Annotated in this window: 1 pseudogene; it reads right to left on the bottom strand. The window is 49.0% G+C overall.

From position 1 onward, the window contains the following. A pseudogene (locus Q4563_RS16605) lies at positions 1-406 on the bottom strand (DUF91 domain-containing protein); the annotation flags it as partial.

Below are 406 nucleotides of genomic sequence, written 5' to 3'. Positions count from 1 at the left end.
TCGCTGCACTTCATCACCAAAGCCGCTCGCGTATTCACAGACCTGATTGTACAGGCTGATAAGCTCGGGGGATGATTCAGCCAGTCGCTCTTCATGAGTTTTATCTGCCGACTTGCTTTTGCCACCTGCTGCTGATTTGGTTGTGCTGCTTTGCGTAATCTTTTTAGGGGCACTGGTCTCAACGGTTTGGGCATTAACCAATTCCAGTAACAGCAGATCATTACCAAAATAGCGATAGCGCATCAGTTCGATATTACGATTGATCTGCTGTACCGCATGTTCATCATAACGGTTGAAATCGGCGGCGATACAGATCAGCCGAGTGCCGCCCCACTCGATGGATTCGGTTAGCTCTTTATCCAGCTGTTTCATCACCAACAGCTGGAATTCCGCCTGATGATCCAGC

This window comes from Gilvimarinus sp. 1_MG-2023 (genome assembly GCF_030548285.1).
This window is presented reverse-complemented; position numbering and strand designations above follow the sequence as displayed.